The sequence below is a fragment of the Pseudomonas sp. MWU16-30316 genome (genome assembly GCF_020515645.1).
In the GTDB taxonomy this organism is placed as follows: domain Bacteria; phylum Pseudomonadota; class Gammaproteobacteria; order Pseudomonadales; family Pseudomonadaceae; genus Aquipseudomonas; species Aquipseudomonas cerasi.
The window spans coordinates 1,080,329-1,105,728 of the sequence record NZ_JAIZAZ010000001.1 but is presented as its reverse complement, the minus strand read 5'-3'; the positions used below and the strand labels follow the sequence as shown (position 1 = coordinate 1,105,728).

The 25,400-nt window shown below is 60.4% G+C and carries 28 protein-coding genes; 13 read left to right on the top strand and 15 right to left on the bottom strand.

From position 1 onward, the window contains the following. Window positions 1–132: 132 nt before the first annotated feature. The gene (gene acs / locus LCH65_RS05140; protein ID WP_226439206.1) at window positions 133–2,088 is read right to left on the bottom strand and encodes an acetate--CoA ligase; all 1,956 of its coding nucleotides are present in this window, start codon (window positions 2,086–2,088) and stop codon (window positions 133–135) included. Window positions 2,089–2,430: 342 nt separating this feature from the next. Between acs and LCH65_RS05135 the strand changes: the two genes are divergently transcribed. After that, window positions 2,431–2,697, top strand: a complete 267-nt coding sequence (locus tag LCH65_RS05135) for a DUF2790 domain-containing protein (protein ID WP_058397100.1) — start codon at window positions 2,431–2,433, stop codon at window positions 2,695–2,697. A gap of 97 nt (window positions 2,698–2,794) precedes the next feature. Here the strand turns inward: LCH65_RS05135 and LCH65_RS05130 are convergent, their stop codons facing one another. After that, window positions 2,795–4,372 (bottom strand): sigma-54-dependent transcriptional regulator, encoded by a 1,578-nt coding sequence (locus LCH65_RS05130; protein WP_058397101.1) that lies wholly within the window; start codon window positions 4,370–4,372, stop codon window positions 2,795–2,797. A gap of 265 nt (window positions 4,373–4,637) precedes the next feature. On the opposite strand from LCH65_RS05130, the gene phhA reads away from it, so the two are divergent. From phhA to LCH65_RS05110, 4 genes are all read left to right on the top strand, one after another. After that, window positions 4,638–5,435, top strand: a complete 798-nt coding sequence (gene phhA / locus LCH65_RS05125) for a phenylalanine 4-monooxygenase (RefSeq protein WP_003369866.1) — start codon at window positions 4,638–4,640, stop codon at window positions 5,433–5,435. A 35-nt stretch (window positions 5,436–5,470) separates the two neighbouring features. Next, window positions 5,471–5,827, top strand: a complete 357-nt coding sequence (locus LCH65_RS05120) for a 4a-hydroxytetrahydrobiopterin dehydratase (protein ID WP_003369864.1) — start codon at window positions 5,471–5,473, stop codon at window positions 5,825–5,827. Between the two features lie 453 nt (window positions 5,828–6,280). After that, window positions 6,281–6,460 carry a hypothetical protein gene (locus LCH65_RS05115; RefSeq protein WP_003369861.1) on the top strand — a complete coding sequence of 60 codons (180 nt, stop codon included), beginning with the start codon at window positions 6,281–6,283 and terminating at the stop codon, window positions 6,458–6,460. Window positions 6,461–6,597: 137 nt separating this feature from the next. After that, window positions 6,598–7,800, top strand: a complete 1,203-nt coding sequence (locus tag LCH65_RS05110; RefSeq protein ID WP_003434534.1) for an MFS transporter — start codon at window positions 6,598–6,600, stop codon at window positions 7,798–7,800. A 378-nt stretch (window positions 7,801–8,178) separates the two neighbouring features. Here the strand turns inward: LCH65_RS05110 and arfB are convergent, their stop codons facing one another. The 8 genes from arfB to LCH65_RS05070 form a co-directional block, all read right to left on the bottom strand. Beyond that, window positions 8,179–8,592, bottom strand: a complete 414-nt coding sequence (arfB, locus tag LCH65_RS05105) for an alternative ribosome rescue aminoacyl-tRNA hydrolase ArfB (protein ID WP_003314723.1) — start codon at window positions 8,590–8,592, stop codon at window positions 8,179–8,181. 31 nt (window positions 8,593–8,623) lie between these two features. Then, window positions 8,624–10,036 carry an amino acid permease gene (locus LCH65_RS05100; RefSeq protein ID WP_226439205.1) on the bottom strand — a complete coding sequence of 471 codons (1,413 nt, stop codon included), beginning with the start codon at window positions 10,034–10,036 and terminating at the stop codon, window positions 8,624–8,626. Between the two features lie 271 nt (window positions 10,037–10,307). Continuing rightward, a complete protein-coding gene (rluB, locus tag LCH65_RS05095; protein WP_058397103.1) occupies window positions 10,308–11,537 on the bottom strand; it encodes a 23S rRNA pseudouridine(2605) synthase RluB in 1,230 nt (409 codons plus the stop codon). Between the two features lie 184 nt (window positions 11,538–11,721). Then, entirely contained in the window at window positions 11,722–11,913 is a 192-nt protein-coding gene (locus LCH65_RS05090; protein WP_002554453.1) for a DUF1289 domain-containing protein, read from the bottom strand. 304 nt (window positions 11,914–12,217) lie between these two features. Next, window positions 12,218–12,985: an SMC-Scp complex subunit ScpB gene (gene scpB, locus LCH65_RS05085; RefSeq protein ID WP_003369852.1), complete on the bottom strand. Its 768-nt coding sequence runs from the start codon at window positions 12,983–12,985 to the stop codon at window positions 12,218–12,220. A 15-nt stretch (window positions 12,986–13,000) separates the two neighbouring features. Further along, entirely contained in the window at window positions 13,001–13,699 is a 699-nt protein-coding gene (locus LCH65_RS05080) for a ScpA family protein (RefSeq protein ID WP_170846047.1), read from the bottom strand. A gap of 119 nt (window positions 13,700–13,818) precedes the next feature. After that, window positions 13,819–14,448 carry an L-threonylcarbamoyladenylate synthase gene (locus tag LCH65_RS05075; RefSeq protein WP_003434523.1) on the bottom strand — a complete coding sequence of 210 codons (630 nt, stop codon included), beginning with the start codon at window positions 14,446–14,448 and terminating at the stop codon, window positions 13,819–13,821. A 13-nt stretch (window positions 14,449–14,461) separates the two neighbouring features. Then, window positions 14,462–15,325, bottom strand: a complete 864-nt coding sequence (locus LCH65_RS05070; protein WP_003434521.1) for a PHP domain-containing protein — start codon at window positions 15,323–15,325, stop codon at window positions 14,462–14,464. Window positions 15,326–15,390: 65 nt separating this feature from the next. Here LCH65_RS05070 and LCH65_RS05065 point away from each other — a divergent pair, with 65 nt between their 5' ends. The 6 genes from LCH65_RS05065 (at window position 15,391) to LCH65_RS05040 (ending at window position 19,635) form a co-directional block, all read left to right on the top strand. Then, a complete protein-coding gene (locus tag LCH65_RS05065) occupies window positions 15,391–15,987 on the top strand; it encodes a septation protein A (protein WP_003314713.1) in 597 nt (198 codons plus the stop codon). Window position 15,988: 1 nt separating this feature from the next. Then, window positions 15,989–16,288: a YciI family protein gene (locus LCH65_RS05060; protein ID WP_003369841.1), complete on the top strand. Its 300-nt coding sequence runs from the start codon at window positions 15,989–15,991 to the stop codon at window positions 16,286–16,288. 146 nt (window positions 16,289–16,434) lie between these two features. Beyond that, entirely contained in the window at window positions 16,435–16,848 is a 414-nt protein-coding gene (locus LCH65_RS05055) for a translation initiation factor 2 (protein ID WP_054080870.1), read from the top strand. Between the two features lie 7 nt (window positions 16,849–16,855). After that, window positions 16,856–17,533 (top strand): response regulator transcription factor, encoded by a 678-nt coding sequence (locus LCH65_RS05050; protein WP_003434516.1) that lies wholly within the window; start codon window positions 16,856–16,858, stop codon window positions 17,531–17,533. Window positions 17,534–17,719: 186 nt separating this feature from the next. Further along, on the top strand, window positions 17,720–18,199 hold the full coding sequence (locus LCH65_RS05045) for an LTXXQ domain-containing protein (RefSeq protein ID WP_074808896.1): 480 nt from the start codon (window positions 17,720–17,722) through the stop codon (window positions 18,197–18,199). Between the two features lie 86 nt (window positions 18,200–18,285). Next, window positions 18,286–19,635 carry a HAMP domain-containing sensor histidine kinase gene (locus LCH65_RS05040; RefSeq protein WP_074808898.1) on the top strand — a complete coding sequence of 450 codons (1,350 nt, stop codon included), beginning with the start codon at window positions 18,286–18,288 and terminating at the stop codon, window positions 19,633–19,635. Here the strand turns inward: LCH65_RS05040 and LCH65_RS05035 are convergent, their stop codons facing one another. After that, window positions 19,636–20,196, bottom strand: coding sequence for a nitroreductase family protein (locus LCH65_RS05035; RefSeq protein ID WP_003369830.1), 561 nt, complete (start codon window positions 20,194–20,196; stop codon window positions 19,636–19,638). Between the two features lie 173 nt (window positions 20,197–20,369). On the opposite strand from LCH65_RS05035, the gene LCH65_RS05030 reads away from it, so the two are divergent. Further along, window positions 20,370–21,824, top strand: coding sequence for a TrkH family potassium uptake protein (locus tag LCH65_RS05030; protein ID WP_003369828.1), 1,455 nt, complete (start codon window positions 20,370–20,372; stop codon window positions 21,822–21,824). Between the two features lie 191 nt (window positions 21,825–22,015). Next, window positions 22,016–22,327 (top strand): DUF962 domain-containing protein, encoded by a 312-nt coding sequence (locus tag LCH65_RS05025; protein WP_003393857.1) that lies wholly within the window; start codon window positions 22,016–22,018, stop codon window positions 22,325–22,327. 10 nt (window positions 22,328–22,337) lie between these two features. Here LCH65_RS05025 and LCH65_RS05020 read toward each other — a convergent pair whose 3' ends face one another. From LCH65_RS05020 to LCH65_RS05005, 4 genes are all read right to left on the bottom strand, one after another. Further along, entirely contained in the window at window positions 22,338–23,159 is an 822-nt protein-coding gene (locus LCH65_RS05020; RefSeq protein ID WP_003342638.1) for a UDP-2,3-diacylglucosamine diphosphatase, read from the bottom strand. 92 nt (window positions 23,160–23,251) lie between these two features. Next, window positions 23,252–23,554, bottom strand: a complete 303-nt coding sequence (locus LCH65_RS05015; protein WP_226439204.1) for a SelT/SelW/SelH family protein — start codon at window positions 23,552–23,554, stop codon at window positions 23,252–23,254. Between the two features lie 51 nt (window positions 23,555–23,605). Next, entirely contained in the window at window positions 23,606–24,430 is an 825-nt protein-coding gene (locus LCH65_RS05010) for an ABC transporter ATP-binding protein (protein ID WP_096128093.1), read from the bottom strand. Between the two features lie 4 nt (window positions 24,431–24,434). Continuing rightward, the gene (locus tag LCH65_RS05005; protein WP_046719155.1) at window positions 24,435–25,292 is read right to left on the bottom strand and encodes an ABC transporter permease subunit; all 858 of its coding nucleotides are present in this window, start codon (window positions 25,290–25,292) and stop codon (window positions 24,435–24,437) included. Window positions 25,293–25,400 lie beyond the last annotated feature (108 nt).

The window sequence follows — 25,400 nt, the reverse complement described above, 5'->3', positions numbered from 1 at the left end:
CGAAGCAACGTTCGACAACACCGTGTAGACCGGTAACAACCCGATATATATCCCGTTTTCCAAGTCAGACACTTGAAACAAAAGCGCCCCGTTCGGCTCTCACCGAACGGGGCGCTTCAGTCACAGGATCGCTCAGGCAGCATTCATGGTCTTGTGCGTGTCGATCAGATGCTGCACCACGCCCGGGTCAGCCAGGGTGGAGATGTCACCCAGCGCATCGTACTCGGCAGTCGCAATCTTGCGCAGGATACGGCGCATGATTTTGCCCGAACGGGTCTTCGGCAGGCCCGACGCCCACTGAATGAAGTCAGGCGAGGCAATCGGGCCGATCTCCTTGCGCACCCAGTTGCGCAATTCGGTACGCAACGCGTCGCTTGGTTCTTCACCGCCGTTGAGGGTGACGTAGACGTAGATGCCCTGCCCCTTCAGGTCATGCGGCACACCGACCACGGCCGCCTCGGCGACTTTCGGGTGCGCAACCATCGCGCTTTCGATTTCCGCGGTACCCATGCGGTGCCCGGAAACGTTGAGCACGTCATCCACACGCCCGGTGATCCAGAAATAACCGTCCTCGTCACGACGGGCACCGTCACCGGTGAAGTACATGCCGCGGAAGGTCTTGAAGTACGTATCGACGAAACGGTCGTGATCGCCGTACAGCGAGCGCGACTGGCCCGGCCACGAATCGAGGATTACCAGATTACCCTCGGCAGCACCCTCGATGAGGTTGCCCAGGTTGTCCACCAGCGCCGGGATCACGCCAAAGAACGGACGTGTCGCCGAGCCCGGCTTCAGGGCGGTCGCGCCTGGCAACGGGCTGATCAGGATGCCGCCGGTTTCGGTCTGCCACCAGGTATCGACAATCGGGCAGTTCTGCTTGCCGACCGTGTTGTAGTACCAGGCCCAGGCTTCCGGGTTGATCGGCTCGCCCACCGAACCCAGCAGGCGCAGGCTGGAACCGTCGGCGCCTTCAACGGACTTGGTGCCTTCAGCCATCATGGCGCGGATCGCGGTCGGCGCGGTGTAGAGAATATTGACCTTGTGCTTGTCGATGATTTTCGACACACGGGTGATGTCCGGATAGTTTGGCACGCCTTCGAACAGCAGCGTGGTCGCACCATTGGCCAGAGGGCCGTAGACAATATAACTGTGCCCGGTCACCCAGCCGACGTCAGCGGTGCACCAGTAGATTTCGCCAGGCTTGTAGTCGAACACGCGCTCGTGGGTCAGCGCCGCATACAGCAGATAACCTGCGGTGGTGTGCAACACGCCCTTGGGTTTGCCGGTCGAGCCCGAGGTGTAGAGAATGAACAGCGACTCTTCGGCGCCCATCTCTTTCGGCGCGCAGGTGCTGGACGCCACTTCCAGAAGCGAGTGGTACCAGATATCACGGTGACGGTTCCATTCGATCTCGCCCCCGGTGCGCTTGCAGACGATAACCTTCTGCACGCTGCTGGTTTCCGGGTTGGTCAGGGCGCGGTCGACGTTGGCCTTGAGCGCAGTCTTCTTGCCGCCACGCAGACCTTCGTCGGCGGTGATAACCACTTTGGAACTGCAATCGATGATCCGGCCAGCCAGCGCTTCGGGCGAGAAACCGCCGAACACCACCGAGTGAATCGCACCGATCCGGGCGCACGCCAGCATGGCGACCACAGCCTCGGGGATCATCGGCATGTAGATCGTCACGACGTCGCCACGGTGCACGTCCTGGCCACGCAGCGCGTTGGCGAACTTGCACACTTCGGCGTGCAGTTCGCGGTAGGTGATTTCCCGGTGCTCGGAAGGGTCGTCGCCCTCCCAGATGATGGCGATGCTGTCGCCGCGCTCTTCCAGATGGCGATCCAGACAGTTATAGGCGACGTTCAGCGTGCCATCGGCGAACCATTTGATATCGACACGGTGATCATCGAACGAGGTCTGCTTGACCACGGTGAAAGGTTTGATCCAGTCGAGGCGCTGAGCCTGTTCACGCCAGAAACCATCAGGGTTGACCACCGACTGCTGGTACATGGCCTTGTAGGTCGCTTCATCCGTCAGCGTAGTCGCTGCGACTTCTGGGCGGACGGGGTACAGGGAAGCTGCACTCATCTTGGTTACCTCGGTGGATAGTTGTTGTTTTATGCCCCTGTTGTATCCCGCCTCATCCGCAGGGGCCATTCGACGTTGGTCTTACCGGCGGGACCGGGGCCATGACGACAAGCCGCACGCGTGAAGCAGTACGTCAGATTATTACCATTTTGATAAAAGCGCTTATCCAAAGTCTTTATATATGCGCTGTTGCAACAGGCATAGAATTCGATCCGCCAACAAGGCAAACATCAACTGCCCCCACGCAGTGTTGTTCCAACTCGAAAAACGCATCAGACCGCCTGAGCCCATGACGTCAAAAACGTGATGCGACGGCGCTCACTTTCAAAAAGGTAAACGACAATGAAAGCTTTATTAATGGCCCTGGCCCTGTGCGGCATCAGCAGTTTCGCCATGGCCGAAGAATCGCAGACCAAAGTGGCGGCGCAACAGGCGCGTGTCGAGCAATATACCTACGGCACGCATCTGGATATCGCCCGGGTTATCTCCATCAGCCAGGTCCCCAATGTCTGCGAAGTGGTCCCGGCACGCATGGTGTATGAGGACTCGCAAGGCGCACGCCACATTATGAGCTATCAGGTGATGGGCAACGGCTGCAGCAACGGTTGAGGCTTTTCGCTGTCACAGCCTGTGCACGACGCCTCGCCGCTCTATAAGGTGCGAGGCGCATGCACGACGTTAAGTTGCAGAGTCATCAATCAGCGAGTTATTTATCGACTGAATGCGGATCTGATTCGCGCCCCACTTCATAGTCGCGCAACTTGTTGGCAATCGTTGTATGAGACACCCCCAGGCGTTTGCCTAATTGGCGACTGCTGGGATATTGCGCATACAGTTGTTCCAGCACCGACTTTTCAAAGCGCCCGATAATTGCGCCCAGCCCGCCCTCCAGCGACACCTCACTCAATCCCTGTCGCACGCCGTAATCCGGCAAACGAATGTGTTCGGCCTGCACCTTGCCGCCGTCACACAGCGATACAGCCTGAAACAATACGTTTTCCAGTTGCCGCACATTGCCGGGCCAGTGGTACTGACTCAGACGCTTGATGGCCGCAGGTGATATGCCGGGCAGCGAACAGCCGATCTGCCGGCTGGCCTGATCGAGAAAATGCTCCACCAGAGGCTCAAGACCGTCCAGACAGTCGCGCAGCGGCGGTATATGCAGCGACAGCACGTTAAGGCGATGATAAAGGTCCTGCCTGAACATGCCCTTGGCGCACAGCTCCGACAGATCGACCTGGGTCGAACACATCACCCGCACATCGAGAAACATGTCCTCGTCACTGCCGACCCGGCGAAAGCTTCCGTCCTGAATGAAGCGCAGCAGCTTGGCCTGCATGCGCGCGCTCAGCTCACCCACGCCATCAAGAAACAGCGTGCCGCCCGCGGTCAGTTCCAACAGCCCCAGCCGCCCTTCCGCTCGCGCGCCTTCGAACGCGCCGGGGTCATAGCCGAACAGCTCGATCTCGGCCATGGACTCCGACAACCCGGCGCAGTTGAGCGCCATCAGCGGTGACTGGCCGCGCGGGCTGGCCAGGTGACAGGCGCGGGCCAGCAATTCCTTGCCGGTACCGGTTTCCCCCTCGATCAGCAGCGGCGCATCCAGGGGCGCCATGCGCCGCGCCTCGCGAACCACAGCAGCCATGACCTTCGAGCTTTGAAAAATGCTGTCGAAGCCACGCAGCTCTTGCTTGCGCACATGGTAAATGCGCTCACCGACCCGATCAGCGCGGTGCAGTGTCAGCACGGCCCCGGCCATCGCCTCGCTGTCGTCATGTTCCGATTGCAGAGGCGCGATGTCGGCAAGAAACACATCGCCGCATACCTTGACCCGCAGGCCATTGATCCGCGACTGGCTGGCGCGCACCAGCTCAGGCAGGTCGAAATCTTCGGCGTAACGCGACAAGGGCATGCCCGGCACTTCATCGACCCGCACACCCAGCAACTGCGCGGCGGCACGATTGGCCGCAACGATGGCCCCGCCCATGTCGATGGACAACACCGGGAATTCCAGCGCGCCGAGCAAGGCATTGAGCTCCATGTGCCGGCGCTCGCTGGGCATCAGCCCGACACGCTTGACGCCGAACACCCCGGTGATCGCCTCGAACTTCGGGCGCAGGGCCTGGAACTGCAGGTTGATCAGGTTCGGGCAATGCAGATAGATCGCATCACCGTGCTCGCCCCCCACTTCACCGCGTGCCACGTTGACACCGTAAGCCACCAGCAGATCGAGAATGTCGCGAAGAATGCCGATGCGGTTCTGGCAGTGCACCTTGATGCGCATGAGTCATCGCCCCTGTGAGGGTAGTTTTTTGTGAGGCAGCAAAATTAATGTCAACAATACGTTACGCATTCACACTTCGCGAGCGACAGAATGGCTGATTTCAGGCCCCGCCTATCGTAATCGTAAACTTTTCGTTACGGACCAGTGATCAAATCCTCGCGCCACCCCGCTCACAGCCGCTGACGTGCCTCCGAAACCGGGTTATTCCTGACCACAGGCTTTGACAAGAACACTTTAAAAACAGCAGCCTTTCGAGGACATCAGCATGGCCCAGACGCTTTACGTGGCACGCGAGCCGGACGCTTCGGGTTTCATCGATTACACGGCGGACGAACATGCGGTATGGAACACCCTGATCACCCGGCAGATGACCATCATCGAAGGGCGCGCCTGTCAGGAGTATCTGGACGGCATCGAACAACTGGGCCTGCCGCTCGATCGCATCCCTCAGCTAGGCGAAATCAACAAGGTTCTGGGCGCGACCACTGGCTGGCAGGTCGAGCGAGTTCCCGCGCTGATCCCCTTCCAGACGTTCTTTGAGCTGCTGGCCAGCAAGCGTTTTCCGGTGGCAACGTTCATTCGTACCGCAGAAGAACTGGACTACCTGCAGGAACCGGACATCTTTCATGAAATATTTGGCCACTGCCCGCTGCTGACCAATCCATGGTTTGCCGAATTCACCCACACCTACGGCAAACTCGGCCTGAGCGCGAGCAAGGAACAACGCGTGTACCTGGCCCGGCTGTACTGGATGACCATCGAGTTCGGCCTGGTCGACACACCACAAGGACGGAAAATCTACGGCGGCGGTATTCTTTCTTCGCCAAAGGAGGCGGTTTACAGCTTGTCGTCAGCCCCCGAACACCAGCCTTTCGATCCGCTTGAAGCGATGCGCACACCGTATCGCATCGACATTCTGCAACCGCTGTACTTTGTCCTGCCGGATTTGAAGCGTCTGTTCGATCTGGCGCAGCAAGACATCATGGCGCTGGTCGGGCAAGGCATGCAGTTGGGCTTGCACGCTCCCAAATTTCCACCTAAAACCAAAAGCCACGCCGCCTGACCCTCGGCCCGCTATCCGAAAAGGACCCTCTGCTTATGACCACCTTGAATCAAGCTCACTGTGAAGCCTGCCGTGCCGACGCGCCGCAGGTCAGCGAAGCCGAATTGCCGGAACTGCTCAAGCAGATCCCGGACTGGAACATCGAGGTCCGCGACGCGGTGATGCAGCTGGAAAAAGTGTTTCTGTTCAAGAACTTCAAATGGGCGCTGGCGTTCACCAACGCAGTGGGCGAAATTGCCGAAGCGGAAGGCCATCACCCGGGCCTGTTGACCGAGTGGGGCAAAGTGACCGTGACCTGGTGGAGCCACTCGATCAAGGGCCTGCACCGCAACGATTTCATCATGGCCGCGCGCACTGACGAAGTGGCCAAGGATGCAGAAGGCCGAAAATAAAATGTTCAACGGGCCGCGGCCCCTGCTCACACGGTCTGGCCCAATGAAATCAAGCTCGTCAGCGCCTCGCGAGATAAAAAGCCGGACAGTAAAAAAGCCATTTTGTTTCACGATCAGGGCAATCGGGGTAAAAAAATATCCTGATTGTCATTTTCGGTGGGTTATCCTGCGCAGGCTTTTTAAAGCACGGTTCTATCTGCAACCCCTTGCGAGGAGCGACGACGATGCATGAAATCCCTAACTTCCCACCAGGCCAACAGGAACCACAACAGTCGACTCTGGCTCAGCAAGAGCTTGGTCAACCTGTCGCAATGAAAGCAGCACCCTCGGCTCAAGACAGCCAGAAAGCCGGACGCAAAGACTGAAGGCGATTGTTTTCAGGCGTATCGAAAAACGGTTTTGCCGGTTTTCAATACGCCTGGAAAACCAGCAACAGGCAAACAGCAGATTTTTATGAGCGACTTCACTGAAACGCAAGCCAGCGCCCTGATTGGCACCGCCGAGAAAATGATCGAGATCTGGTCACGCCTCAGCCCGGAAAAACAGAGCGCCCTGCTCGCCCGCTTCGGTACTCAGGAAAACGCCCTGGCCGCCCTCGTGACCACACACCTTGTGGCACCCAGGCACGAATAACCTTCCATTCACGTTTATTTCAATCTGTTGCACCTGCATCACCCGATGCATCGGTATGATGAGCACTTCGAGAGCTTGCTAAGGGTTTTTCCCTGCCCGCTCGAACGCCATGCCCGCACAGAATGAAAGCCCGCCCCATGTCCGAGACACCGAAAAACACACCGCAAACCCCGATGGCCGTTACCCTGACCGTCGTTTCCATTGTGATGTTCACCTTCATCGGCTACCTGAACATCGGCATTCCCCTCGCCGTTCTGCCCGGCTACGTCCACAGTGATCTGGGCTTCGGTGCAGTCATCGCAGGACTGGTCATCAGCGTGCAATACCTGGCCACGCTGATCAGTCGGCCCTGGGCAAGTCGCATCATCGACAATCTGGGCAGCAAGAAGGCCGTGCAGATCGGGCTGACCGGCTGCGGGCTGAGCGGTGTGTTCATGCTGGTGCCGGTATGGCTGGACAGTTGGCCGATGGCGAGCCTGGTGATTCTGCTGATTGGCCGGGTGATCCTCGGTGCCGCGGAAAGCCTGGTCGGTTCGGGTTCGATTGGCTGGGGCATAGGCCGGGTCGGCGCGCAGAACACCGCCAAGGTCATTTCCTGGAATGGTATCGCCAGCTACGGCGCGCTGGCCATTGGTGCGCCATTAGGTGTGTGGATGGTTGACGAACTCGGCCTGTGGACAGTGGGCGTGAGCATCATGCTGCTGTGCGCGCTGGGGCTTTACCTGACATGGCACAAAGAGCCCGCGCCGATTGTGCAGGGTGAGCGACTGCCGTTCATGCATGTGCTGGGGCGAGTGTTTCCGCATGGCATGGGCCTCGCGCTGGGCGGTATCGGTTTCGGCACTATCGCGACGTTCATCACCCTGTATTACGCCAGCAACCACTGGCCGAATGCCGCGCTGTGCCTGACGCTGTTTGGCGGCAGCTTCATCGCCGCGCGCCTGCTGTTCGGCAACCTGATCAATCGCCTGGGCGGCTTTCGAGTGGCGATTGTCTGTCTGTCGGTGGAAAGCCTGGGCCTGTTGCTGCTGTGGCTGGCACCCACTCCAAACCTGGCACTGGCTGGCGCGGCGCTGACCGGTTTCGGGTTCTCGCTGGTGTTCCCGGCGCTGGGTGTGGAAGCGGTCAATCTGGTCCCGGCGTCAAGCCGAGGCGCAGCAGTAGGCGCTTATTCGCTGTTCATAGACCTGTCATTGGGCATCACCGGGCCACTGGCAGGCGCGATTGCTGCCGGCTTCGGCTTCGTCTCGATCTTCCTGTTCGCGGCACTGGCGTCACTTACCGGGCTGGCGTTGAGCGTTTATCTGTACAAGCAGGCGCAGGCGTTGCGCCAGCGATGATCGGTGCTCATAGATATACAGGTCCTGAATAGCCCGGAAAGCGGAATTTTCAGGATTCTGCCCGCAGGGCGTGGGAGCGAACTTGTTCGCGAAGGCATTGTTTTGAACGTCAAATCTTCTGCGACGGCACGGGCCCTTTCGCGAACAAGTCCGCTCCTACGTTCGAGCGTGGGCGCCGGTTCGCTCCTACGTTCTAACGTGGGCGGGAGGGCTCTTGTGGGAGCGAACTTGTTCGCGAAGGCGTTGTTTTGAACGCTAAATTTTCTGCGACGGTACGGGCCCTTTCGCGAACAAGTCCGCACGGCCTGCGGCCAGAATCAAGAGCGGACTTATTTATAGCGATAAGCGCTCCAGCGTGGCACGAGACTGAAAAACACTTCAGAAATCCACTTTCCCGCGTCCGGCCTTGATCGAGCCGCGTTTGCTCTTGGACTCCAGGCGTCGGGTCTTGGAGCCGAGAGTCGGGCGGGTCGGGCGGCGCTTCTTTTCGACCTTGGCCGCGTTGACGATCAGCTCACTCAGGCGCAGCAACGCATCGGCACGGTTCTGCTCCTGGGTTCGATACTGCTGGGCCTTGAGCACGATCACGCCGTCGCTGGTAATCCGGCTGTCACTCAACGCCAGCAGCCGTTCCTTGTAGAACGGCGGCAGCGACGAGGCATTGATATCGAAACGCAAATGCACGGCGCTGGAGACCTTGTTGACGTTCTGCCCTCCTGCGCCCTGAGCACGGATAGCAGTCAATTCGATCTCGGCGTCGGGCAGATGGACGTTGTTGGAAATCACCAGCATCGGGTTATCTTCTTCTCGGCAACGGGCAAGGCTACTTGCCGGAGGACTGGGCAGGCACGATAACGCTACGCCTGTTTTTGGCCCGGTAACAGACCCACATCACCGCCAGCCAGACCGGTATCGCGTACACCGATATGCGGATGCCGGGGATCATCAGCATGATGCCGAGGATAAACACCACAAACGCCAGGCACACATAGTTGCCATAGGGATACCACAGCGCCTTGAACAGCGGCACTTGCGCGGTCCGATTCATGTGCTGGCGGAATTTCAGGTGCGAGTAGCTGATCATCGCCCAGTTGATCACCAGCGTGGCCACCACCAGCGACATCAACAGTTCCAGCGCCTGCTGCGGCACGAAATAGTTGAGCAGCACCGCAACCAGTGTCACCGCGGCAGAGGCGAAAATCGCCTTGACCGGCACCCCGCGCCTGTCGACCTGGGCCAACGCCCTGGGTGCATCGCCCTGCTCGGCCATGCCCACCAGCATGCGGCTGTTGCAGTAGGTGCCGCTGTTGTACACAGACAGTGCCGCTGTGAGCACCACGAAGTTAAGAATATGCGCCGCCGTGTCACTGCCCAGCATCGAGAACACCTGCACGAACGGGCTGCCGCTGTAGGAATCGCCAGACGCATTGAGACTGGCCAGCAGGCTGTCCCAGGGCGTCAGCGACAACAGCACCACCAGCGCGCCGATGTAGAAAATCAGGATGCGGTAGATGACCTGGTTGATTGCCTTGGGGATCACGGTCTTCGGCTGTTCGGCTTCGGCAGCGGTGAAACCGAGCATCTCCAGCCCGCCGAAGGAGAACATGATGATTGCCAGCGCCATCACCAAGCCGCCGACGCCGTTAGGGAAAAACCCGCCATGCTCCCAGAGGTTAATCACCGAGGCCTGCGGGCCACCGCTGCCACTGACCAGCATGTAACTGCCCAGCGCGATCATGCCGATGATCGCCACCACCTTGATGATCGCGAACCAGAACTCGGTCTCGCCGAACACCTTGACGTTGGTCAGGTTGATGGCATTGATCAGCACGAAGAAGGCCGCTGCGGATACCCAGCCCGGGATGTCCGGCAACCAGTAATGGATGTATTTGCCGACGGCGGTCAACTCGGACATGCCGACCAAAATGTACAGCAGCCAGCAATTCCAGCCCGACAGGAACCCGGCGAAACCGCCCCAGTAGTTGTGCGCGAAGTGGCTGAACGACCCGGCGACCGGCTCTTCGACGATCATCTCGCCCAGCTGGCGCATGATCATGAAGGCGATGAAGCCGCAGATGGCATAACCGAGAATCATCGACGGCCCGGCTGATTTCAGCACGCCCGCCGAGCCGAGAAACAGGCCCGTCCCGATGGCACCGCCCAAGGCGATCAACTGGATGTGTCGATTCTTCAGGCCGCGTTTCAGTTCGCCCGAGGGTGAGGTTGTTTCACTCATTCAATAGCCACCTGATCGATCTTGTGCTGTGACGAAATAGAACCTGCTGCGCTTGTGACGCAACAGAATTGCAGCGTTCGAGGCGGATGGCCCGGAGCGTTGAACAGCACTGTTTCACAGAAAAAAGCGCAGCATTGTACACGGGCATTCCGGCTGAGGTTCAAAACCGGAAGGTCGATGCGTGACCGCAGTGTGACAGCGCTTTTCAGAGCGCCGAAAACGACAACGCCAGCCCTGTGGACTGGCGTTGCCATTCATTCACACCGAGCGATCACTCAGGCTTGCGACGACCGAAGCCTGGACGCTGACCTGAACCTGCCGGTGGGCCACGACGTTTGCCTGACGGCGCATCATCGTTGACCAGCTTGATGCCGATACGCTTCGGGCCCGGCTTGGCCGGACGCTTGTTCATGTCGCTCGGACGCTCGGCGACCGGCGTACCACGGCTGTTGTCGGCCGGACGCGGCGCGCGTGAACCGGGCTTGCCCGAATCCTTGCGCGGCGAAGGACGCTGAGTCGAATCGCCACCGCGCGGACGATCGCGCTCGCTGCCGGTGATCTGCGGCTGACGCGGTGCGCGTTCGCCGCCGGTCGCCGGAGCACCAGCCGCCGGACGCAAGGTACGAACACGCTCGCCTTTGCCCAGAGGGCGCGACGATTGACGCTGCAGACGCTCCATCTTGTCTTTGGTCTTGGCATTCATCTGCGGCTGGGCCACAGGTTGCAGACCAACTTCAGCTGCCAGAATATCGACTTCGTACTGGCTCATTTCGCGCCAGCGGCCCATCGGCAGGTCGGAGTTGAGGAACACCGGTCCGTAACGCACGCGCTTCAGGCGGCTGACCACCAGCCCCTGGGATTCCCAGAGACGACGCACTTCGCGGTTACGGCCTTCCATCACCACGCAGTGATACCAGTGGTTGAAGCCTTCGCCGCCCGGTGCCTGCTGGATATCGGTGAAGCGTGCAGGACCGTCTTCGAGAATCACGCCATTCTTGAGGCGCAGCAGCATGTCGTCATCGACTTCGCCACGCACACGAACCGCGTATTCACGGTCCATTTCAAACGACGGGTGCATCAGGCGGTTGGCGAGTTCACCGTCGGTGGTGAACATCAGCAGGCCGGTGGTGTTGATGTCGAGACGACCGATGTTGATCCAGCGGCCTTCCTTCGGACGCGGCAGACGGTCGAACACGGTCGGACGGCCTTCCGGGTCGTCACGGGTGCAGATTTCACCATCGGGCTTGTTGTACATGATGACGCGACGGACCGTTTCGGCCGCTTCTTCGCGCTTGATGACGCGACCATCGACACTGATGGCGTCATGCAGGTCGACGCGTTGACCGAGGGTCGCGTCCTTGCCGTTGACCTTGATACGGCCTTGGGTAATCCAGGCTTCCACGTCACGGCGTGAACCCACGCCAATGCGCGCCAGAACCTTCTGCAGCTTTTCGCCTGCGGGTCCGATTTCCTGGCTGTCCTGCTTGTCTTTTTCACTCATCTGGGCACCTCCCGGTGTGTCGAATCAGGGCTGGCCGAGAACCGGCAAGACCTGTGCCCGGCGCGCTGTGGATAGCGGCAAGGCGAAATACTTGAAAGCCCGGGCGACACTTGATCGCCGAGGGTCGGCCATCATACGCCCCTGCGCCGGTTTACGCATCCGGCGTCAACGGCAAATGCCCGAATCACTTCTTCTTTTTACGACCGGCGGTCTTGAGCTTGGCCAGCCGCTTGGCAGACTCCTCGAGCACCGTGCGCTTGTCGTCCTTGTCGAGTTTCTTCCAGGCCTTGATTTCGCGCTTGCTGCGGCCGCATCCCAGACAAATGTCATCATCGAACTTGCACAGGCTGATGCAGGGGTTCTTGGTCGAACTCATGGGCAGCGAATCTCATGGCGAGTGGTATCAGATGTGACCCTGGGCTGGCGTATGAATTCGACCGAAATGCGCTGGGCGTTGGCACGACAGTCCTGATTATCGTTCTGCACGCTCCAGGACGAGGTATCAAGAGGACGCAGAGCGCTCATGGCTACATACAGGTCATGTGGGAGCGAGCTTGCTCGCGAAAGGGCCCGCACAGAATCCGAAAATAGCGAGCCTGCACCATCGCCTTCGCGAGCAAGCTCGCTCCCACGAGACTTGTGTACCACGCTGAACGCTTCAGCGTGGGAGCGCGAGTCAATCAGACCTCATCGTCGCCTTTGTCGCCTTCAGGCTCTGGCTCCGCGCGCAGCAGGTCGTCGAAGTCGGTCTTGAGGCCCTGCTCCATCGAGTCCAGTTCCACCAGCAGGCTGCGGAAGCTGGTTTCGTCACGCGGGGCTTCCGGCTCTGCGTCCGGGTCGAGGCTGGCGTCGGCCAGGGCTTGCAGGTGCGCAGGCACCGGTGCCTCTTCGAAATCCAGCACCGGCTCGGTTTCCATCTCGCGCAGGTCGGCCAGCGGCGGCAGCTCGTCGAGGCTTTTGAGATTGAAGTGGTCGAGAAAGCCTTTGGTGGTCGCGAACATGGCCGGTTTGCCGGGCACATCCCGGTAGCCCACCACACGAATCCACTCGCGCTCGAGCAGAGTCTTGACGATGTGGCTGTTGACCGCGACACCACGGACATCTTCGATCTCGCCCCGCGTGATCGGCTGGCGGTAAGCGATCAGCGCGAGGGTCTCCAGCATGGCTCGGGAGTAACGCTGCGGCCGCTCTTCCCACAACCGCCCGACCCACGGCGAGAAGCGGTCACGAATCTGCAGGCGATAACCCGATGCCACTTCCTTGAGCTCGAAGGCGCGCCCCTCACAGGACTTGCGCAACACCTCGAGTGCCTTTTTGAACACCGGAGGCTCAGGGCGCTCACCTTCCTCGAACAACTCATACAGGCGCTCCAGCGTCTGCGGTTTTCCGGAGGCCAGCAGAAATGCTTCAAGCAGCGGGGCCAGTTCGCGGGGTTCGTTGAGGTTCATGGGTGTGTTCTTGCTCTACTCGGCTCGCGCCCGGACATGGATCGCCGCAAAGGGCTCGTTTTGGACCAGTTCGACAAGTGACTCCTTGACCAGCTCAAGCACCGCCATGAACGTCACGACCACACCCAGACGCCCCTCTTCGGCGGTAAACAGCTCGGCGAACGGCACAAAACCGCCGCCCTTGAGACGTTCCAGGACATCGCTCATGCGCTCGCGGGTGGACAGTGCCTCGCGGCTGACCTGGTGGCTTTCGAACATGTCGCCACGGTGCAGTACTTCGGCCATCGACATCAGCACTTCTTCAAGGCTGACATCCGGCAGCAACTTGCGTGCGCGGGCTTCGGGAGCGTCCAGTTTCGGCACGATGACATCGCGGCCCACCCGGCTCAGCCCGTCGATACCCTCGGCGGCGACCTTGAAGCGTTCGTATTCCTGCAAGCGGCGAATCAGCTCGGCGCGTGGATCGCCTTCTTCCTCTTCGACTTCCGCCGAGCGCGGCAACAGCATGCGCGATTTGATCTCGGCCAGCATGGCGGCCATGACCAGATACTCGGCAGCCAGCTCCAGGCGCACGGTTTTCATCAGCTCGACGTAACCCATGTACTGCTTGGTGATCTCGGCAACGGGAATATCGAGGATGTCGATGTTCTGTTTGCGGATCAGGTACAACAGCAGGTCAAGCGGGCCTTCGAACGCTTCGAGAAAGACCTCCAGCGCGTCGGGCGGGATGTACAGGTCGAGCGGCATCTGCGTGACAGCACGCCCGTAGACCAGCGCGAACGGCAGTTCCTGCTGGGCGTCTGCCTGGCTGTCCACTGCCTCGACGGCTGTCATCAGGCGCGTTCACCGAACGGCGTCGGATCACCACAGCCGACCCGAACGACCTGAGGTTCACCCTCGGCCAGGTTAATGACCGTGGACGCCGAAATACCGCCGATCCCGCCGTCGATGATCAGGTCGACCTGATGCTCGAGAATCTGGCGCATCTCGTAGGGATCGCTGAGCGGCACGCTGTCGCCCGGCATGATCAGGCTGACGCTCATCAGCGGCTCACCCAATTGCTCCAGCAGGGCCTGGGCGATGGGATGGCTTGGCACCCGCAGGCCGATGGTGCGGCGCTTGGGGTGCAGCACCAGGCGCGGCACCTCACGGGTGGCATTGAGAATGAAGGTGTACGGCCCGGGCGTGTGCGCCTTCAGTGCACGGAACGCGCCGGTGTCGACCTTGGCAAACAGCCCCAGCTGCGACAGGTCGCAGCACATCAGGGTGAAGTTGTGCTTGTCGTCCAGCTGGCGCAGGCGGCGGATGCGCTCGATGGCGCTCTTGTCACCGATCTGGCAGCCCAGTGCATAGGACGAATCTGTCGGGTACACCACCAGCCCGCCGGCCTTGATGATTTCAGCGGCCTGTTTGATCAGGCGCGGCTGCGGGTTTTCCGGATGGACCTGGAAAAATTGACTCACGATTACTTCCTGTTCAGACGGCGGCAGTAGGCTGTTCATGTTTGAATCTGCACCACAAAGGCGGTAGATCTTCAGGCACGGGACGATAAGTACCGATCTCGCCCCAGGTGCCAGGACCGTGGAAGTCGCTGCCAGCAGAGACCAGCAGACCGAACTCGCGTGCAAGGATGGCCAGGGTTCCGACCTGATCGGCAGGCTGCATGCCATTGACCACTTCTATGGCGTGCCCACCGGCCTGGACGAAATCGCCGACCAGTTTACGCCGTTTGCTGCGGGTAAAGTCATAATGTGAAGGATGCGCAAGGCTGACCCACGCACCCGACGCCCGCAAGGTGGCGACCGTGTCCTCCAGCGTCGGCCAGTGCTGCTTCACATCGCCCAGTTTGCCCGCCCCCAGCCATTTGCGAAATGCCTCGGCGCGATCCTTGACGAAACCCGAGCGCACCATGAAGTCGGCAAAGTGCGGACGCGCAGGCGCATTACCGCTGTCACCCAGCTCCTGCTGAATCGCGCGAGCGCCTTCCAGCGCGCCAGGCATACCTTTGATCGCCAATTTACGGCTGATTTCTTCCGCACGCAGCCAGCGTCCTTCATGCAAACGGCCGATGGCTTCGGTCAGCGCCGGGGCCTGGGTATCGAATCCGTAACCCAGAATATGGATGGTCGCGCCGCCCCAGGTGCAGGACAGCTCCACCCCGTTGACCAGTTGCATACCCAATGAATGCGCCGCCGCACGGGCCTCTTCAAGCCCTTCGAGGGTATCGTGGTCGGTCAGCGAAAGGACGCGCACGCCGTTTTCATGAGCACGCGCAACCAGTGCCGTAGGCGAGAGCGCCCCGTCGGAAGCGGTGCTGTGGCAGTGCAGGTCTACATTCATAGTGATGCTTTCGTGTTCATTGATGTTTGTTATTATGCCGCCACATCCTGCTTCTGGCTGCCATTGTGAAACAATTCATCGACTTCATCCCGCTGCTCCTGTTCTTCATCGTTTACAAAACCGAGCCGCGTGCCGTGGATATCCTCGGTAATACCTATATGGTAGGCGGCATTTTCAGTGCAACGGCGATGCTGATCATCAGTTCGGTGGTGGTCTACGGCATTCTCTACGTCAAACAACGCAAGCTGGAAAAAAGCCAGTGGCTCACGCTGGTGGCGTGCCTGGTGTTCGGCAGCCTGACCTTGGCCTTCCACAGCGAAACCTTCCTGAAATGGAAAGCCCCGGTGGTCAACTGGCTGTTTGCCGTCGCCTTCGCCGGCAGTCATTTCATCGGCGACCGTCCGCTTATCCAGCGCATCATGGGGCATGCACTGACCCTGCCGGCGGCGATCTGGACCCGGCTCAACATCGCCTGGATCATATTCTTCCTGTTCTGTGGCGCAGCCAACCTGTATGTGGCCTTCACTTATCAGGAATTCTGGGTCGACTTCAAAGTATTCGGCAGCCTGGGCATGACCCTGATCTTCCTGGTCGGCCAGGGAATCTACCTGTCACGCCACCTGCACGACACCGCTCCCAATACGACCAAATCCGAGGACTGACATGCTCTACGCAATCATCGCCACCGACGTCGAAAACTCGCTGGAAAAACGCCTCAGCGTTCGCCCGGCGCACCTCGATCGCCTCAACGCGCTCAAGGATGAAGGCCGTCTGGTGCTGGCCGGTCCACACCCGGCAGTCGACAGCAACGACCCGGGCGCTGCCGGTTTCAGCGGCAGCCTGATCGTTGCCGAGTTCGAATCGCAAAGCGCCGCCAAGACGTGGGCCGAAGCCGATCCATTTGTTGCCGCTGGCGTCTATGCCAACGTCGTGGTCAAGCCGTTCAAGCAAGTCCTGCCCTGATCCCCGCCCTTCGACCACACCTGCACGCCCTGCTTCCAGCGAAGCAGGGCCGTCCTGCCGCCCCGACCTTCATTCATCATTCCCGCCTGCCTGCCGATAACCCGCTCAATGTGCGAATTTACACGGCTCGGTAAAAGGGAGTTCTGATGCGTTCAGCGACGTGGTGTCTGTTGGCGATATTGATGACGGCGAGTGTGCAGGTAAACGCCGAGACGGTCGGTGAAGGTGGCGCAGTACAGCCTTTGCATCAGCCAGGCACCGCCAGCCAGATGGCCGACCTCCAGGTGCGTCTCAAGGACAGCGAGCGGCAGCGCGAAGAATTGACCCGGCAGTTGCAGAACGCCGATCCGGAACGCAACAACGCCTTGCTGACACGTTTGCGTCAGGAGAACCAAAAGCTCAAGTTGCAGCTCAAAGAAGCACTGTCCGCAGCGCCCCCGCGCCTGCTGACCGAGCAGCAACAATGGTTCATCGCAGGCGGTGGCGTTGCGATGTTCGCCCTTCTGTGCGGTATATTGGTCAGCGGTTGGCGTAGGCAACGTCGGCAGTGGCTAAATTGAGTGAGTCATGAGCGAGCTGTTACTAATTGATGATGATCAGGAACTGTGCGAACTGCTGAGCAGTTGGCTGAGCCAGGAAGGCTTTCAGGTGCGCGCCTGTCACGACGGGACCAGCGCGCGTCAGGCATTGGCCGACGCCGCACCCGCTGCCGTGGTGCTGGACGTGATGCTGCCTGACGGCAGCGGTCTGGAGTTGCTCAAGCAATTACGTGCCGACCACCCCGACCTGCCGGTGGTCATGCTCTCGGCACGCGGCGAGCCGCTGGACCGCATTCTGGGTCTGGAACTGGGCGCTGACGATTACCTGGCAAAGCCCTGCGACCCTCGCGAACTCACTGCCCGCCTGCGCGCCGTGCTGCGCCGCAGTCATCCGGTCGCATCATCCAGCCAGCTAGAACTGGGCGACCTGACCTTCAGCCCGATGCGCGGTGTGGTCAGTGTCGACGAAAAGGAGCTGACCCTCACGGTGTCCGAAAGCCGCTTGCTGGAAGCGCTGATGCGCCAGCCCGGCGAACCGCTGGACAAGCAGGAACTGGCGCAACTGGCCCTGGGCCGCAAACTGACCCTGTACGACCGCAGTCTGGACATGCACGTCAGCAACCTGCGCAAGAAAATCGGCCCGCACGCCGATGGCCGCCCACGCATCGTCGCGCTGCGCAGCCGCGGCTATTACTACGCGCTTTGAGTCGCTTCACGTGGCAAGCCTGACGCAGCAAGCTGAAAGCCCGGCGCTTCTGGCGTGTAGCCTTAAGCTGACAACTTGCAACGGTCTCCTTACACAAGCTTTACCAAGCGCTGACTGCGCTTGACCTTGATCTCCCTAAACTGGGCTCATCGGCATCGAGCCGCACTAGAGACAAGGAGATACACAATGCGCAAGACCCTGATCGCTTTGATGTTTGCCACTGCCCTGCCGACCATTGCTATGGCCGCACCACCAGCGCCACCTGCCGGTGGCCCGGATGCTGACGCACCTGCCATGCACATGGATCGCGATGACCGCGGCCCTGGCCCACGTATGGATCGCGGCCCTGGCCCGATGGGACCGATGGCCGAGCTGGACCTGACACGTGAACAGCGTCAGCAGATCGAACGCTTGATGCGCGAGCAACGGCACGAGCGTCGCGAAATCACTCAAAGCTACCTGGAAAAAATGCCTGCTGCCGACCAGAAAGCAATGCACGACGAAATCGAAGCCAAACGCTCCAAGACCGACAGCGAAGTTCGTGCACTGCTGAGGCCTGACCAGCAGAAGCTGTTTGACGAGATCAAGAAGAAAGAAGATGAGCGTCGCGCCGAATGGGCCGAATTCAAGGCCTGGAAAGCGGCAAAAGCAGCAAAAGCGCTGTAACCATCAGGCCTCGCGGCCCGATGAGCTGAACACAACCCGGCATGCACGCGCATGCCGGGCTTTTTTACTGAGACCGAGGAAATCCCGTGCGTTCATTGTTCTGGCGAATCCTGGCCAGCTTCTGGCTGGCCATCGCTCTGGTAGGCGGCCTGTCGGTGCTCATGGGGCACATGCTCAATCAGGATGCGTGGATCCTCAGTCGTCACCCGGTGCTCAACTCGTTGCCCGAGCAGTGGACGCAACGCTTCGAGGACAAGGGCGCGGATAACGCTCAGGAATTTCTTCAGGACATCAAACGTCGCAATCGTATCGACACACAAGTGCTCAGCGACAGCGGCGAGCCGATGGTGCGTGGCACCTTCCCGCCGCGCGCCGCAGCTCTGGAAGCGCGGCAGCGGGAAGACGACGATCAGGGGCGCAAACTGCCCTGGCGCCGTCTGGCCACCGAGTACAGCAGCCCGAAGACCGGCGAAACCTACCTGTTCATCTACCGCGTTCCGCACCCGGAGCTCGACGAATGGCACCGTCAGAGTCTGATGTGGCCGCTGAGCGCGCTGGGCATTGCGCTGGTGGTGCTGACCCTGTTCAGCCTGTTCGTGACGCTGTCGATTACCCGACCGCTGAGTCGCCTGCGCGGTGCAGTGCACGACCTGGGGCAAACCAGCTATCAACAGCACAGCCTCGGACAGCTGGCCAACCGGCGTGACGAGTTCGGCGTGCTGGCCAAGGACTTCAACCGCATGGGCGCGCGCCTGCAAAGCCTGATAGGCAGTCAGCGCCAGTTGCTGCGCGATGTGTCTCATGAATTGCGCTCACCGCTGGCCCGATTGCGCATCGCCCTGGCGCTGGCTGAACGTGCGGAGCCTGCCGAGCGTGAAAAGCTCTGGCCACGGTTGGGCCGTGAGTGTGACCGGCTGGAGGCGCTGATCAGCGAGATCCTGGCCCTGGCGCGCCTCGACGCCGAGCTTCGCGGCCCTGAGCCTGTCGACCTCGAAGCGCTGCTGCAGCGCCTGAAGAACGACACCCAACTGGACGGTATCGACCAGAACATTCGCGTCGAGGTGCAGGACAACCTGCAGTTCAAAGGCTGGCCGGACATGATCGAACGTGCGCTGGACAACCTGCTGCGCAACGCGCTGCGCTTCAACCCCTCCGGTCAGCGCATCGATCTGCAGGCAACTCAGGTCGGCGATCACGTCCGTCTGAGCGTCCGCGATCATGGTCCGGGGGTTGCCGACGAACATCTGGCACAACTGGGCGAGCCGTTTTACCGCGCCCCCGGCCAGACCACGCCCGGTCACGGCCTGGGGCTGGCGATCGCCAAACGCGCAGCGGAGCGACATGGCGGCACCCTGATGCTGGGCAATCACCCGGAAGGCGGGTTTATCGCCGCGCTGGATCTGCCCAGAGAGCCGCTGAGTTTATCGTCTGTCTGATCAGCCCTGCCACTCGCTGACAAACCCGCCCACATCGACTTTTGGCGCTTCGCGCGGCGGGTTCAGCGGGGTGCCCAGGTACAGAAAGCCGAGCACTTCTTCGCCGGCTTCAAGGCCGAAGCCCTTGGCCACCTGCGGCGCATAGGACAGCTCGCCAGTCCTCCAGACCGCACCGATACCCAGTGCATACGCTGCCAGCAACACGCCATGTGCGGCGCATCCGGCGGTGATCCGCTGTTCCGAGTGCGGGACTTTGAAGTGGTCCTGCAAGCGCGCGATCACGACCACCACCAAGGGTGCACGCAATGGGCCAAGACGGGCCTTTTCCAGCGCCTGCGGGGTAACTTCAGCGCCACTCTCCTGCAGCGCCTGCGCCAGCATCTCGCCCATGCGGTCACGGGCCGCGCCTTCGACCGTCAGAAAACGATACGGCTTGAGCTGTCCATGGTCCGGCGCGCGCAATGCAGCACCGAACAGGATTTCCCGCTGCGCAGCGTCCGGGGCCGGGTCGACCAGTCGTGGAACCGATACACGATTGAGCAAAACGTCGAGCGCCTGCATGGACTGTCTCCTTGAAAAGTGATCGAGCATTCTAGAGCCTGTTTAGCGTCAATAACGAGTGCGACGGACAATTCGTTACCTCTGCGCTCGCAGCCGGTCCTCGGCGGCGCCGGTTTACATGCCCTCAAGCGCAGGTAGAATGGCGCCTTTCCTCACACCAGCCAGAGCCTGTCATGTCGTTGCCGACCTTGCGTATCATCGGTTTCATTATCGGCATCTTCCTGATCACCCTGGCTGTCGCCATGATCGTGCCCATGGCCACGCTGGTCATCTACGACCGTTTCGAGGACCTGCGCGAGTTCCTGTGGGCCAGCGCCATTACCTTTATCGCCGGCCTGGCGCTGGTGGTGCCCGGACGTCCCGACAACGTTCAGTTGCGCCCGCGGGACATGTACATGCTGACCGTCTCCAGCTGGATCGTGGTGTGCATTTTCGCCGCCCTGCCCTTTCTGCTGACCCAGCACATCAGTTACACCGACTCGTTCTTCGAGAGCATGTCCGGCATCACGGCCACCGGTTCGACAGTACTCAGCAACCTGGACAGCATGTCACCGGGCATTCTGATCTGGCGTTCGATGCTGCACTGGCTGGGCGGCATCGGCTTCATCGGTATGGCCGTGGCGATTCTGCCCTTGCTGCGCATCGGCGGCATGCGTCTGTTTCAGACCGAGTCCTCGGATCGCTCGGAAAAGGTCATGCCCCGCTCGCACATGGTGGCCAAGTTCATCGTGCTCGCCTATGTCGGCTTTACCGCGCTGGGCAGCCTGGCCTTCTGGGCGGCGGGCATGAGTCTGTTCGACGCGATCAACCATGCGATGTCGGCGATTTCCACCGGCGGCTTCTCCACGTCCGACCAGTCGCTGGCCAAATGGCCGCAACCGGCGGTGCACTGGGTGGCGATCGTGGTGATGATCCTCGGCAGTCTGCCCTTTACCCTGTATGTCGCCACCCTGCGCGGCAATCGCAAGGCGTTGATCAAGGACGAGCAGGTTCAGGGGCTGATCGGGCTGCTGTTGATCACCTGGCTGGTCATGACGGTCTGGTACGCCAACACCACGGACCTGCCGTGGACCGAGGCGCTGCGCCATGTCGCGCTGAACGTGACCTCGGTGGTGACGACGACGGGTTTTGCACTGGGTGACTACAGCCTGTGGGGCAATTTCTCGCTGATGCTGTTCTTTTATCTGGGCTTTATCGGCGGCTGTTCCGGCTCGACAGCGGGCGGCGTGAAGATCTTCCGTTTTCAGGTGGCCTACATTCTGCTCAAGACCAACCTCAATCAACTGATCCATCCGCGCGCGGTGATGAAGCAGAAATACAATGGCCATCGACTGGACGATGAGATCGTGCGCTCGATCCTGACCTTTTCGTTTTTCTTTACGATCACTATCTGTCTGATCGCGCTGATGCTGTCGCTGCTCGGGCTGGACTGGATGACGGCGCTGACCGGCGCGGCCAGTACGGTATCGGGTGTAGGGCCAGGGCTGGGTGAGGTCATCGGGCCAGCGGGCAATTTCTCTACCCTGCCGGATGCGGCCAAATGGATTCTGTCCGGCGGCATGCTGCTTGGCCGTCTGGAAATCATTACTGTGCTGGTGCTCTGTGTACCGGCATTCTGGCGGCATTGAGGTCTGGCTGGGCGTCGGAGCGGACCGAGCGACGCTTCGCTTATTCGCGAACACGGCATTTGGTTTATCGTTACCACGCGGAGCATTGGCACGATAGTCGTAAACATGAGCAGGACTCGAATACTCCACATCGGCACGACAGCCGGCTAAATTTGTGTATAACAATAAGAACCCACACGAGGACAGGCACCGTGGATACCATCAGGCGTTTTTCGAGCTTTGCCGAGTTCTATCCTTTCTATCTTGCCGAGCACAGCAGCGCTACCAGTCGGCGTCTGCATTTTGTCGGTACATCGCTGGTGATTTTCCTGCTGGCGTTTGGTGTGGGCAGCGGCCGCTGGGGGTTGTTGTGGCTGTTGCCGGTCGCGGGTTACGGCTTTGCCTGGGCCGGGCATTTCTTTTTCGAGAAGAATCGTCCGGCCACGTTCAAGCATCCGTTTTACAGTCTGCTCGGCGACTTCGTGATGTACCGCGACATGCTCCTGGGCAAGGTGCCGTTCTAGGCCGCTTGCTTCAGGCAAGCGTTTCGCTGGCGGGTTCCTCGACAGCAACCTGTTGCGCCTTCAAATGCGCATCCGCCAGACGGAACAGTTCGATGTTGCCGTCCAGGTGTTCGATCAGGGCGGTACAGGATTCGACCCAGTCGCCGCAGTTGAGGTATTCCACGCCGCCCACCTGACGGATTTCCGCATGGTGGATGTGCCCGCAGACCACCCCGTCCAGCCCGCGCTTCACGCATTCATGGGCGATGGCTTCCTCGAAATCGCTGATGAAATTCACCGCACTCTTGACCTTGTGCTTGAGGTACGCCGACAGCGACCAGTAGCCATAGCCGTACTTGGCGCGCCAGTGGTTGAGCCAGCGGTTGAGGGTCAGGGTGAATTCATAGGCCGAGTCGCCCAGAAAGGCCAGCCAGCGATGGTAGCGGGTGATCACGTCGAACTGGTCGCCGTGAATGACCAGAAAGCGACGTCCATCGGCCGTCACGTGTTCGACTTCGTCGACCAGCTGGATGTTGCCCAGCACCAGCTTGGAGTAGCGGCGCAGGAATTCATCGTGATTGCCGGTGACGTAAATGACTTCAGTGCCGCGCTTGCTCATGGTCAGCAAGCGGCGAATCACGTTGGTGTGTGCTTGTGGCCAGTACATGCCGCCGCGCAGTTTCCAGCCATCGATGATGTCGCCGACCAGATAAACCTTGTCAGCCTGATAGCGCTTGAGAAACGCGGAGAGGTGCTCGGCCTGGCAATCGCGCGTGCCCAGGTGAACGTCGGAAATCCACAAGGTGCGCACGCGTTGTTTGCGGCTGGGTGTGGCGAGCTGAGCACTGGTCATGTGACGACCTCCGGCAGGGTTTCCAAAAGAGTGGAGCATGCCGGTTAACCGAATGTGACACGTGCGTGGCGATGTCGTGACAGTCGCCTGTATTACTGAGCACTTTCCGGAGTATGGCGGTCGTTGTGGCCCAGATCGCGGGCCGGGTCGATCTGGTCACGCAGCCGCTGCTTGAGCACTTTGGCTTCGGGAAAGCCGCCATCGGCCTTGCGTTCCCAGAGTTGTGCGCCGTCGCAGGTAATGTGGAACACGCCGCCGGTGCCTGGCTGCAGCGAGACTTTACCCAGATCGTCGCTGAACGTGCTCAGCAGTTCCTGGGCCAGCCAGGCAGCGCGCAATAGCCACTGGCATTGAATGCAATAAGTGATGATGACTTCAGGTTTTTCGGCAGACATGGGCGTCCCCTTCGGAAATTCAGACGACCATGATACGCAGCGTGCGCCGAATCAACGAGCGTTGGCGAAGCGACGCAGTGCACTGAGGGTCACGTCCTGTTCCGGCGCTTGCGGAGCAGTATCGGCAGCCGCGTGCACCTTGACGCCCAGCAAGCCCAGCAAGCGGCTGCGAATCAGTTGGAACCCGGCCTGCCCGCTGTCACGCTGGCGCGGCAGGTCGACGCGAATGTCATCGGCAATCCTGCCATCGGCCAGCACGATAACCCGGTCCGCGAGCAGGATCGCCTCATCGACATCGTGCGTCACCAACAGCACCGCCGGGGTGTGCTTGCGCCACAGGTCGATGATCAGCTGATGCATGCGAATGCGCGTCAGGGCATCGAGTGCAGCGAAAGGCTCGTCGAGCAGCAACAGTTTTGGCTCACGGACCAGCCCCCGCGCCAGCGCCACACGCTGCGCTTCGCCACCGGACAAGGTGGCCGGAAAGGCATTCAGCCGATGCGCCAGGCCAACTTCGGTCAAGGCCGCTTCGGCCCGAGCCTTGGCATCGTTGATGCGCAGGCCGAGAACCACGTTTTTCCATGCGCTTTTCCACGGCATCAGGCGCGGCTCCTGAAACACCGCCGCCCGCGCCACCGGCACACGCAGTTCGCCACTGTCGATCTCGTCCAGCCCGGCCAGGGTGCGCAGCAAGGTGGTCTTGCCAGAGCCACTGGCGCCGAGCAAGGCGACAAATTCACCTGGAGCAATGTCCAGATTCAGCCCGTCGATGACCCGTTGCCGGCCAAACTGACGCACCACGTTGCGCAGTTGCACAGGTGCCTGCCCTGCCTCGGGCGCGACAGTTGAAGTGTTGCGCAAATCGAGAGTCGCCATGTTTTCAATGCCTCACGAAGGTCGGCCGCCAGGCCAGCGCATAGCGCTCCAGCGTACGAATGATGCCGTCGATCACCAGGCCAAGGACGCTGTAGATCAACAGGCAGATAACGATTACATCAGTGCGCATGAAGTCCCGCGCATCGCTGGCCAGATAACCGATGCCAGCGGTGGTGTTGATTTGCTCGACAAAGACCAGGGCCAGCCACGAAATCCCCAGTGAATAACGCAGCCCGACAAAAAACGCAGGCAACGAGCCGGGCAGGATGACGTGCCAGATCAGCTCGCGGCGGCTCAGCCCGAGCGTGTTGGCAGCCTCAATCAGTTTCGGGTCGATATTGCGGATGCCGGAGAACAGGTTCAGGTACACCGGAAAGGTGGTGCCCATGACGATCAGCGCCACTTTGGTGAACTCGCCAATGCCGAACCAGAGGATGAACAGTGGCACCAGTGCCAGCGAGGGAATGGTGCGCATCATCTGCATGGGCGAGTCGAGAACGATTTCGCCGCGTCGGGAAAGCCCGGTCACCAGCGCAGCCACCACGCCAATACTGACGCCGATGCTCAAGCCCAACAGCGCCCGTTGCAATGAAACCCACAAGTGCTGAGCCAGTTCACCCGAGACGATCATCGACCAGAGCGTACCGCCGATCTGCGACGGCGCGGCAATCACGCGGACTGGCAGCAGCCCGGTGTGTGAGGCCAGTTCCCAGAGCAGCAACAGCGCCAGCGGGCTGAGTAGGCGCAAGACAGAGCCCGGCACTTGCCAGCGCGGGCGACCCGGTTGCGAGGCGCGGCCCTGTGCGGGTTTATTGACCACCAGAAAACCGGGTTCCGCGGGGATGAGTGTTGTGTCAGACATGGGTACATCCTTCCTGGACAAATCGGGCAAGGTGCACCCGATGCATTATGAAGGCCATGTTATGAGCATAAGAACGTCACGTGAAATTCGATTTAGAACTAAGCTAAT

Bases quoted from the DNA above. Each gene is read 5' to 3' on its own strand.
- rluB (WP_058397103.1), bottom strand. From the start codon at position 11,537: ATGAGTGAAAAAGACAAGCAGGACAGCCAGGAAATCGGACCCGCAGGC.
- LCH65_RS05010 (WP_096128093.1), bottom strand. From the start codon at position 24,430: ATGGCGACTCTCGATTTGCGCAACACTTCAACTGTCGCGCCCGAGGCA.
- arfB (WP_003314723.1), bottom strand. From the start codon at position 8,592: ATGCTGGTGATTTCCAACAACGTCCATCTGCCCGACGCCGAGATCGAA.
- acs (WP_226439206.1), bottom strand. From the start codon at position 2,088: ATGAGTGCAGCTTCCCTGTACCCCGTCCGCCCAGAAGTCGCAGCGACT.
- LCH65_RS05115 (WP_003369861.1), top strand. From the start codon at position 6,281: ATGAGCGACTTCACTGAAACGCAAGCCAGCGCCCTGATTGGCACCGCC.
- LCH65_RS05135 (WP_058397100.1), top strand. From the start codon at position 2,431: ATGAAAGCTTTATTAATGGCCCTGGCCCTGTGCGGCATCAGCAGTTTC.
- LCH65_RS05035 (WP_003369830.1), bottom strand. From the start codon at position 20,196: ATGCAGGCGCTCGACGTTTTGCTCAATCGTGTATCGGTTCCACGACTG.
- LCH65_RS05120 (WP_003369864.1), top strand. From the start codon at position 5,471: ATGACCACCTTGAATCAAGCTCACTGTGAAGCCTGCCGTGCCGACGCG.
- scpB (WP_003369852.1), bottom strand. From the start codon at position 12,985: ATGAACCTCAACGAACCCCGCGAACTGGCCCCGCTGCTTGAAGCATTT.
- LCH65_RS05030 (WP_003369828.1), top strand. From the start codon at position 20,370: ATGTCGTTGCCGACCTTGCGTATCATCGGTTTCATTATCGGCATCTTC.
- LCH65_RS05090 (WP_002554453.1), bottom strand. From the start codon at position 11,913: ATGAGTTCGACCAAGAACCCCTGCATCAGCCTGTGCAAGTTCGATGAT.
- LCH65_RS05045 (WP_074808896.1), top strand. From the start codon at position 17,720: ATGCGCAAGACCCTGATCGCTTTGATGTTTGCCACTGCCCTGCCGACC.
- LCH65_RS05070 (WP_003434521.1), bottom strand. From the start codon at position 15,325: ATGAATGTAGACCTGCACTGCCACAGCACCGCTTCCGACGGGGCGCTC.
- LCH65_RS05005 (WP_046719155.1), bottom strand. From the start codon at position 25,292: ATGTCTGACACAACACTCATCCCCGCGGAACCCGGTTTTCTGGTGGTC.
- LCH65_RS05060 (WP_003369841.1), top strand. From the start codon at position 15,989: ATGCTCTACGCAATCATCGCCACCGACGTCGAAAACTCGCTGGAAAAA.
- LCH65_RS05050 (WP_003434516.1), top strand. From the start codon at position 16,856: ATGAGCGAGCTGTTACTAATTGATGATGATCAGGAACTGTGCGAACTG.
- LCH65_RS05015 (WP_226439204.1), bottom strand. From the start codon at position 23,554: ATGTCTGCCGAAAAACCTGAAGTCATCATCACTTATTGCATTCAATGC.
- LCH65_RS05130 (WP_058397101.1), bottom strand. From the start codon at position 4,372: ATGCGCATCAAGGTGCACTGCCAGAACCGCATCGGCATTCTTCGCGAC.
- LCH65_RS05055 (WP_054080870.1), top strand. From the start codon at position 16,435: ATGCGTTCAGCGACGTGGTGTCTGTTGGCGATATTGATGACGGCGAGT.
- LCH65_RS05020 (WP_003342638.1), bottom strand. From the start codon at position 23,159: ATGACCAGTGCTCAGCTCGCCACACCCAGCCGCAAACAACGCGTGCGC.
- phhA (WP_003369866.1), top strand. From the start codon at position 4,638: ATGGCCCAGACGCTTTACGTGGCACGCGAGCCGGACGCTTCGGGTTTC.
- LCH65_RS05100 (WP_226439205.1), bottom strand. From the start codon at position 10,036: ATGAGTGAAACAACCTCACCCTCGGGCGAACTGAAACGCGGCCTGAAG.
- LCH65_RS05110 (WP_003434534.1), top strand. From the start codon at position 6,598: ATGTCCGAGACACCGAAAAACACACCGCAAACCCCGATGGCCGTTACC.